Genomic DNA, 8,183 nt, shown 5'->3' with positions numbered 1-8,183 from the left:
GGAGACCGAAACCTCGTCTGCACATGCCCACCAATGGAAGCTTACGAAGAAGCCGCAGAATAAAACTAAAAGACCCCGCCGAAAGGCGGGGGTCATTGAAGGGAACAATGTTTCTCTCACCTGACCCAAAAAAACCAGTTGGTGGTTCTGATGAAGCATTATGTCATACAAAATTGTCACGCAGGTGCACCTCAAATCGCCAACGTGGCAAAAGATCGCCCTCATCACATCGAAGTCATTTTGCGCTGCCAAGAGGATAGGGCATCAGCAGAATTGGTCGTGGAGTTTTTCCATGCGTTGAACACATTGATCGCTAAAAAAGCCTATGTGGTTACAGCACGTGTTGTTGCTACCGACAAAGTTGGTGGACCACTTGATTGGGCTGGGCGGACTGCGGTGTTCTGGGGCGATTTGGAGACTGCATGGTGTCCCGCAGGAGACCAGAAGCTTTGGGTTTCGCAAGTGATGAATCTGTCACCCAGAGTGATTTTGGTCGGCGGCGCCGTGATGTTGCTGGCACAGATTGCAGGCTCTGAACCTAGGGCGGCTGCAGTGCATGCCACTTTTGAAGCGGCTGCTTTTGAACAGGGAATTGTCAGCTGCGGGGCATCAACTTGCCTGGCGTCAGATGGTCGATTGCACAGCGCCAATACCCGCATCAGTGCTCTGGGATTACTTTCTGAGCTCGTTTCGGATGATCACGGTCAACATATAGCTGATGCGCTACGCAGATATGTCGGTTTGAGCGAGCCAGGGAAGAAAACCGAGAGTCAAATTGCCAATCGGCTCATCGGCGAAGCCAAAGGGGACGAGGTGGTCATTCATACGCTGGCGACCATGATGAAGCATATCGAAGACCCGTTGAGCATTTCAGAACTTGCCGCGACAGTCGGTACGTCTGTCCGGCAGCTTCAAAGAAGATATCTCAGCAAAACAAATGCGAAGCTTCTGGACACTTACAAAGAGTTGCGTTTGGAGCGGGTTGGGATCTTGCTTAAATACACGGACATGCCCTTTGCAGAAGTTGCCGCCGCGACTGGGTTTTCGTCTCGTGCCGCCATGTCCCGGAGCTTCTTCAAACATTGCAAATCTACTCCCGAAGAGAGCCGGAAGCGGCGGTATCTTGGGTGTGAATAGAACAAGAGCTCTCAATTCAGCGTGTAGTTTCTGGATGCGCAAAAGCACCTAATAGCGAACAGTCTGGCGTTCAAAAACGAGGGCGTGGACGCCTGATTGGCTGCGCCTATCGTGGCGCGAAGATGAAGTAGCACGATATCTGTGATAGCCAAGGGCATCCGGTAAACCTTTTTTACTGCTGGGCACGCTAGCGACTAAATCGGCATTCGGGCCTTGCTTAGCAGCGTGTCAGATGTTGACTGGCTGATTGGAGACCGTGGCTAAGACGCTGACCGGCATCTGATATGCGTCGAAAGAAAAAGGGATGCAGGCCTGTTTCGAAGGTCGAAGGCGACGCAAGCCGGCTGTCAAATACGACCAAGGTCACTACAAAGGGCGTAACTGGAACGAAATCATGCTCTGCAGATCCAAGGATTTGCGGCGTGCCGCAATCCGCTACAACAGATATCCTAAGATATTTCTGCCCGCCATAGAACTTGGTTGGGGGTCACGCTTTGCGATAGATGAAGTCTCTTTCAGGATTGGCTGACATGGCGTCCAAAACGTCTTTGACCCGGCTATTCAGCGGTGACTTTTTGCAAACGGGATCGGTGGCTTCGGCATCTTGCGCTAACGCCATCGCCTGACAACGACAACCTCCAAAGTCGATCTCTTTGCGTTCGCAGCTTTGGCAGGGTTCGGGCAACCAATCGGTCCCCCGATACGCGTTGAAGGCGCTGCTGTGGTTCCAGATGTCCGATAAGCGTTTATCGCGCACGGACTCGAATTCCAGATGGGTGATCGTCTGCGCCGCATGGCAGGGTAGGACGGTGCCGTTGGGCGTGATATTCAGACCCGTGGAACCCCAACCGCCCATACAGGCTTTGGGATAGTCCGAGTAGTAGTCGGGTGGCACGAAGTCGATGGCCAGGACGCCTCGCAAGTCCCTGCTGGCGCGGGCAACGGTGTCTTTCACGGCCTGGGTCTGCTCAAGCGTCGGCAGCAGTGCGGCGCGGTTCGGCAGAGCCCAGCCGTGAAATTGCACGCAGGCGACCTCGAGTCTTCGGGCACCCAGCTCAACGGCCATTTCGATTGTGCGATCCAGATCATCCAGGTTGTGGCGATGCATGACCGCATTCAGGGTCAGCGGGATGCCCCTGTCACCAATCTCCTTGGCGATGACCATCTTTCGGTCAAAGCCGCCGCGATAGCCGCCGATGCGATCGGCCAGAGCGGCGTTTGTGCCCTGCAAGGACAGTTGGATGTGGTCCAGCCCTGCCGCCTCGAGCCGGTCCAGCCGTTTGGGGGTCAGCCCGATACCGGAGGTGATCAGGTTGGTGTAAAGTCCGATACGGGCGGCCTGCGCGGTCAGGTCTTCGAGATCGCGGCGCGAAGCGGGTTCGCCCCCCGACAAGTGCAGTTGCAAGACGCCCATGTCGAAGGCTTGCTGGAATACATCCACCCAGGTCTGGGTGTCCAGTTCTGTCTCTTTGCGTTCAAGCTCGACCGGGTTGCTGCAATAAGGGCAGCTGAGCGGGCAGCGGTGGGTGAGTTCGGCCAAAAGCGCGATGGGGGCTGGGGCGGTCATGACTGCACCAAAACGTAGAGGCGGCTGCGCAGGGCCTGCAGGAAGTGTTGAACATCGGTTTCGACCTGATCGGCAGGGGCGCCGTAAGCGGTGGCAAGATCAGTGACGATCTGGCTAAACGAGGTCTTCCCATCCACCCGCGACAGGATGGCGACGCCGATATCGTCCAGTTCGATTACCTTTTCCGGGGCCTGCAGGACCATGCGGTCACGCACCGTGTCGCGCTGAACCCGCACGCCGCGCGGCAGGTAGGGGCAGTCGGTCTGGTGCAGCTCAAGCGTCATAGCAGGCCTTCCCCCGGTTTCCACGCACCGGGCGGGACTAGGCCAGGCTCTACATATCCGGACCAAAGCGCATCCAGCTGCGCCCACAACACGTTGGTTTTGAAGATCAGCGCCTCGCAGGCCATATCTTCTTTTTCCTCTGTGTTGGCATGGTCCAAAACCCAGTTCAGGCCGAATGCTACGTCCTTGGGGGCTTGGGTCAGACGTTTTTGGAAATAGGAGAGGCTGTCGGAATTGGCGAAGTCATAGTGCTGCAACAGGCCCTCAATCCGCTGTTCGTGGATTTTGGGGGCAAACAGCTCGGTCAGAGAAGACGCGACCGCCTGCAGCAGGGGCTTTTCACGCACGTAATGCACATAGGCGTCGACGGCGAATTGGGTTGCGGGCAGGATACCGCGGCCCGAGGCGACATAGTCGGGGTCCAGCCCTACGGCCTCGGCCAGTTTCAACCAGCGCCGGATGCCGCCGCCCTCGGTCACGCCGCCATCGTGGTCTTCTATGCGGGATCGCCACTCGCGCCGGATATCGGGATCAGTGCAGCGCGACATGAAGGCGGCATCCTTCATCGGAATCGCTGCCTGATAGGCCCACCGATTGATCACCCAGGCGCGCACCTGATCGGGGGTGCATTCCCCGCTGTGCAGCCGGTGATGAAACGGGTGTTTGTCGTGATAACGCTCAGCCCCGATCTGACGCAGGCGGGCCTCAAGAGTGTCGCGGCTCATATCGTGATCTCCTGCCCGTCATAGGCGATGGTCCAGCCTGCGGTTTCCACAAAAGCGCGTTCCGGGCTGTCGGGTTGCAGAACAGGGTTAGTGTTGTTGATGTGGATGAAGGTTTTAGCCGCGCGGATGTCTTGCAGTCGGGCGATCGACCCCTCGGGTCCGCTGATCGAGATATGGCCCATCCGCTGCCCGGTTTTCGCTCCGGTTCCGGTGCGGATCATCTCATCATCATCCCAAAGCGTGCCGTCAAAGAACAGCTGATCGGCATCCGCAATTCGGGCCAACAGGTCATCGGTCACCTGCGCGCAGCCGGGGATGTAGTAGGCGGTCTTATCGGCGGTGGTCAGCCGGACACCTACGGTCTGTTCGCCTAGCAGATCGGTCTGGACGCTGTCGCCTTCCATGAACAAGGGTACCTTGCCGGGCACTGCAAAAAGCTGCGCCTGCAACTCCTCTTGAAGGGTGAATTCATCACCCAGGGCAATCTGGCGGCGGTCCACTTTCTCGCGGTTGACCGCGTCGAAAATCCGGTTCTGGGACAGCACATCCAGAATATCGCCCGTGGCAAACAGGGTGAAAGGGGTCTGTTCACGCAGGCTGAGCAGCCCGGCGATATGGTCGATATCCCCATTAGTCAGCAGGACCGAGGCCACAGGCGTGTCGCGCAGCGCGCGGGGGTGCATTTTGGGGATGTCCAGCATCTGCTGGCGAATATCGGGCGAGGCGTTCAGGATGCTCCAATTCAGGCCATCCGGAGACACCGCCAACGAGGATTGGCCGGAGGTCGGGATCTTGCCCTTACGGGCGTCCTCGCAATTCCGGCAACCGCAGTTCCATTGTGGCAAACCGCCACCTGCAGAAGCCCCAAGAACCAGGAAATGCACTTTGGGCCTCCGCTGCTTTTACGTGATCAGAACAGGTCGGGCTCGTACTCGCGGCCTTCGTCCTCGGACGGAGAATACATGTTGATCTCCATACCGCAGTTCACTTCTTTCAGCTTCGGTGTGCTCCAGGTCATAGTGTCCTCCCGATGAATGACTGGCGTTGTTGAAAACCTACTACCGGCGCGATTTTCGGAAAATGCTCCTTTGGTCGTAGGAATGGGATGTAGTGTTGAGGGGCCGGGGCGGCTGCGTCAACCGCCTTGGGGTCGTAGAGGCGGGACTTAGGACTTTCGTCGAATGTCATGGGCGCAGGTGGAAATATAGTCTCACGCACATGCGCGCGATCCTGTTACTTGTGTTTTTGCTTTTCAGCGGCCTGTCGGTTCAGGCAGAGCCTCTGCCGCGCGAGCAGATCGAAACCTATATCCGCGCCCCATTCTCGCTGGGCGATGCGCTGAACGATGACGGGGTTTACAGCCTGCTGAACTCGGGCGGCAGTGAGGCCGGATATGTGTTTGAATCCGAACCTTTGGCCCCCTTGCCGGGGTTTTCGGGAGCGCCGATCAACATGCTGGTGGTGCTGGACCTTGAGGGGCGCTTTCTGGACGTCCAACTGATCGAACACAACGAGCCGATCTTTGTCTCGGGTCTGGGTGAGGCCCCGTTTCACAAATTCTTTGAACAATATGGCGGGCTGTCGATTTCGGATTCGATTGTGGTGGGAACGCCCTATGGCGATGCGGCGGCGGGTTCACAGCTTGTTTATCTGGATGGCGTCACCAAGGCGACGGCCAGCGTGCGCATTGCCCACGAATCCGTTATGGGGGCCGCTCTGGCGGTGGCCCGCGAAAAGATGCAGGGGCTGGCCACTGCGCCGCCCGCCTTTCCTGACCCGGAGCACCAAGAGGACCTGACCTGGCAGGATCTCGTCGATCAGGGCATCGCCACGCGCAAAACCTACACCAACGCGCAGGTCGACGCCTTGTTCGCAGGCACCCTGTGGGAGGATGACGACCCCGAGGCGCAGGAGTATCCAGATGAGCCGTTCTTGGACATCTGGGTTGTCGATTTGGGGCCTACCTCCATCGCCCGCGCCGCGCTGGCCGAGGACAGTTTCGACGACCTCCGGAGCTTTCTTGAAATCTCGGACAATGATGAACCGATCCTGGTGATCGAAACCGCGCGCCACGGTTTGGTCAGCGAGGACTTCGTGCGCAATACCGCGCCAGATTGGTTGTCGGCAGAACAGGACGGTTTCCCGGTTGCCCTGCGCGACGCCGATCTGTTCGTGGAGCTGGCCGATGGTCTGCCCGATGGCACCGCCATGATCTTGCGCACGGACCGTAGGCTGGGCTTTGATCCCTCGCGCGATTGGGTTCTGAAGGTGCTGGCTGTTCGCGAACACGGCATGTTCCAGCCTGAAACAGGCTCAGTCACGCTTGAGGTGCCGCATGTCACGCCCGAGCGGTTCTTTACCCGCCCGGTTCAGATCACGCCGGTCCCGCCATGGCTGGAGGCGCTGCGCAACCGTCAGGGTGACATGATCGTTCTTGGGCTCTTCCTGACAGGTCTCGTCGCCGCTCTCAGCTTTCGCATGAATGCACTGGCGGCGCAGCCTTTGTTCACGCCCCTTCGCTTGGGCGTACTGGCTGTTGTCATCGGTTTTGTCGGATGGTGGGGGCAAGGGCAACTGTCCATCGTCACCGTTCTTGGAACACTCAGAACGGCGTTCGAAGGCGGCAGTTTCGCATTCCTTCTGTATGACCCCTTTTCCCTGTTGATCTGGGTGGTGTCCATCGCCGGTTTCATCGCATGGGGTAGGGGGCTGTTCTGCGGTTGGCTTTGCCCCTTCGGAGCAATGCAGGAGTTCGCGCATCACCTCGGCAAAGCCCTGCGCCTTCCGCAAATTGAGCCTTCCGACGCCTGGGACAGACGCCTGAAATGGCTGAAATACGTCATCCTCGCGGGTCTTGTGGGCGTTGTGTTCGTCGCTCCCGATCAAGTGGACAAAGCTGCCGAGGTCGAGCCGTTCAAGACTGCGGTTACCACCTTCTTTGTACGCGAATGGTATTACGTGGCCTATGCGGCGGGATGGCTGTTCCTCGGAATGGTGTTGTTCAAGGGTTTTTGCCGCTATGTCTGTCCGCTTGGCGCTTTCATGGCGATCGGAGGGCTGTTGCGCGGGCGCGATTGGATCGACCGGCGCGCGGAATGCGGCTCTCCGTGTCAATTGTGCAAGGTCAAATGCAAATACGGGGCCATCGCAAAGAGCGGACGTATCCAATATGACGAATGCTTTCAATGCCTTGACTGCGTGACGATCCATGACGACAGCACGAAATGCGTACCCCTGATTGTCGCCGCCCGACGCCAAGCCAGAGAGGTCGCCGCCGAATGATAAGCCGCCGCCGCTTCCTTGCCATCTCTGCCGCCGCGCTGGCCACTCCGGCCGCGGCCCAGCCCACAATATGGCAGGGCTACGCTTTGGGCGCAGAAGTCAGCCTAACCTTTGACGCGTCCCCGGACGTTGCCGAACCCGCCATAGTCCGTATCCGAGCAGAGCTTGAACGCTGCGAAGCACTGTTCAGTCTCTATCGCCCGAGTTCGGAATTGTCTCGGTTGAACCGTTCAGGGTACCTGCAGGCACCCGCGCCGGAAATGATTGCGCTGCTGCAGGCCTGCGATCGCGCCTACCGTCAGACCGATGGGCGTTTTGATCCGACCGTTCAACCCTTGTGGCAGGCAGCGGCGCAGAATGGAGACCTCAGTGCCGCGCGCAAAGCCCTTGGATGGGACCGGGTTCGGGTTTCGCCTGATCGTATTGCGCTGGATGCCGGCCAGGCACTGACGCTGAATGGTATTGCGCAGGGCTACGCCACGGATCTGGTCACAGAGGTGCTGCGCCAGGCGGGGTGGGGGAACGTATTGGTAAATATCGGTGAGTACTACGCCGCAGGGCGCAACTGGACCCTTGGCGTCTCCGACCCTCAACACGGGATCGTTCAGACCCGGACGCTCAAAGATCAAGCGATTGCCACCTCCAGCCCAGGTGCGTTGCGACTGGGTGGCGGTCAATTTCATGTTCTGAATCCAAAAACCATGCACCCACCGCAATGGGCGACGGTCAGCGTTCAGGCTGCAGACGCGACATCGGCAGATGCATTGTCAACGGCGCTTTGCCATGCAGATGAGGGTGAAATTCAAACCATCCTGGATCGGACACCCAAGAGCACCACTGTAATTTGTGTTCACCAGAATGGGTCTGTCCGGACCTTCCACTCATAGCAAAAGCCCCGAGGTTTTGCCCGGGGCTTTAGGGTTTGTTGTTTTTGTGTTTATGCGCAGTCTTGGACGGCACGTTTTGTCATGACGCTGACGAGATGCGCGCGGTAGGTTTTGCTGCCATGCAAGTCGGCGATCATGTTCATCGGGTTGACGCTTAGCCCCATCAGTGCCTCGGTGCTAAAGGATTTGTTCAGGGCCTCTTCGGCCTCGGCCCACCGGAACACGCCGTCTTCGCTGGCGCCGGTCACGGTCACGCGGACACCATCCGCAAACCGCGCCACGTAGACACCGACCAATGCAA

At 58.4% G+C, this 8,183-nt stretch carries 8 protein-coding genes and 1 pseudogene; 3 read left to right on the top strand and 6 right to left on the bottom strand.

Going from position 1 to position 8,183, the window contains the following annotated elements:
• Window positions 1-150: 150 nt before the first annotated feature.
• Window positions 151-1,137: a helix-turn-helix domain-containing protein gene (locus tag ACXAH8_RS23005; RefSeq protein WP_475220834.1), complete on the top strand. Its 987-nt coding sequence runs from the start codon at window positions 151-153 to the stop codon at window positions 1,135-1,137.
• A gap of 487 nt (window positions 1,138-1,624) precedes the next feature.
• Here ACXAH8_RS23005 and pqqE read toward each other — a convergent pair whose 3' ends face one another.
• The 5 genes from pqqE to pqqA are packed head-to-tail and all read right to left on the bottom strand — an operon-like array spanning window position 1,625 to window position 4,731.
• Complete coding sequence (pqqE, locus tag ACXAH8_RS23000) at window positions 1,625-2,704, bottom strand: pyrroloquinoline quinone biosynthesis protein PqqE (protein WP_475220833.1); 1,080 nt, start codon at window positions 2,702-2,704, stop codon at window positions 1,625-1,627.
• Window positions 2,701-2,988 (bottom strand): pyrroloquinoline quinone biosynthesis peptide chaperone PqqD, encoded by a 288-nt coding sequence (pqqD, locus tag ACXAH8_RS22995; RefSeq protein WP_475220832.1) that lies wholly within the window; start codon window positions 2,986-2,988, stop codon window positions 2,701-2,703. Before pqqD ends, pqqE begins: the two co-directional genes overlap by 4 nt.
• Window positions 2,985-3,713, bottom strand: a complete 729-nt coding sequence (gene pqqC / locus ACXAH8_RS22990) for a pyrroloquinoline-quinone synthase PqqC (RefSeq protein WP_475220831.1) — start codon at window positions 3,711-3,713, stop codon at window positions 2,985-2,987. The genes pqqD and pqqC overlap by 4 nt, the downstream gene beginning before the upstream one ends.
• On the bottom strand, window positions 3,710-4,597 hold the full coding sequence (pqqB, locus tag ACXAH8_RS22985; RefSeq protein ID WP_475220830.1) for a pyrroloquinoline quinone biosynthesis protein PqqB: 888 nt from the start codon (window positions 4,595-4,597) through the stop codon (window positions 3,710-3,712). The genes pqqC and pqqB overlap by 4 nt, the downstream gene beginning before the upstream one ends.
• 26 nt (window positions 4,598-4,623) lie before the next feature.
• Complete coding sequence (gene pqqA, locus ACXAH8_RS22980) at window positions 4,624-4,731, bottom strand: pyrroloquinoline quinone precursor peptide PqqA (RefSeq protein WP_152460716.1); 108 nt, start codon at window positions 4,729-4,731, stop codon at window positions 4,624-4,626.
• Between the two features lie 200 nt (window positions 4,732-4,931).
• Between pqqA and ACXAH8_RS22975 the strand changes: the two genes are divergently transcribed.
• Both ACXAH8_RS22975 and ACXAH8_RS22970 read left to right on the top strand, forming a co-directional pair.
• The gene (locus ACXAH8_RS22975) at window positions 4,932-6,995 is read left to right on the top strand and encodes a 4Fe-4S binding protein (protein WP_475220829.1); all 2,064 of its coding nucleotides are present in this window, start codon (window positions 4,932-4,934) and stop codon (window positions 6,993-6,995) included.
• Window positions 6,992-7,882 carry an FAD:protein FMN transferase gene (locus tag ACXAH8_RS22970; protein WP_475220828.1) on the top strand — a complete coding sequence of 297 codons (891 nt, stop codon included), beginning with the start codon at window positions 6,992-6,994 and terminating at the stop codon, window positions 7,880-7,882. Before ACXAH8_RS22975 ends, ACXAH8_RS22970 begins: the two co-directional genes overlap by 4 nt.
• Before the next feature lie 50 nt (window positions 7,883-7,932).
• Here ACXAH8_RS22970 and ACXAH8_RS22965 read toward each other — a convergent pair.
• A pseudogene (locus ACXAH8_RS22965) lies at window positions 7,933-8,183 on the bottom strand (FAD binding domain-containing protein); the annotation flags it as partial.

It is taken from the genome of Ruegeria sp. ABV3_008 (assembly GCF_056161185.1).
The sequence above is the reverse complement of the archived record's forward strand: the minus strand, read 5'-3'. Positions and strand labels throughout refer to the sequence as shown.

Bases quoted from the DNA above. Each gene is read 5' to 3' on its own strand.
- pqqD (WP_475220832.1), bottom strand. From the start codon at position 2,988: ATGACGCTTGAGCTGCACCAGACCGACTGCCCCTACCTGCCGCGCGGC.
- pqqE (WP_475220833.1), bottom strand. From the start codon at position 2,704: ATGACCGCCCCAGCCCCCATCGCGCTTTTGGCCGAACTCACCCACCGC.
- ACXAH8_RS22975 (WP_475220829.1), top strand. From the start codon at position 4,932: ATGCGCGCGATCCTGTTACTTGTGTTTTTGCTTTTCAGCGGCCTGTCG.
- pqqC (WP_475220831.1), bottom strand. From the start codon at position 3,713: ATGAGCCGCGACACTCTTGAGGCCCGCCTGCGTCAGATCGGGGCTGAG.
- pqqA (WP_152460716.1), bottom strand. From the start codon at position 4,731: ATGACCTGGAGCACACCGAAGCTGAAAGAAGTGAACTGCGGTATGGAG.
- ACXAH8_RS23005 (WP_475220834.1), top strand. From the start codon at position 151: ATGAAGCATTATGTCATACAAAATTGTCACGCAGGTGCACCTCAAATC.
- ACXAH8_RS22970 (WP_475220828.1), top strand. From the start codon at position 6,992: ATGATAAGCCGCCGCCGCTTCCTTGCCATCTCTGCCGCCGCGCTGGCC.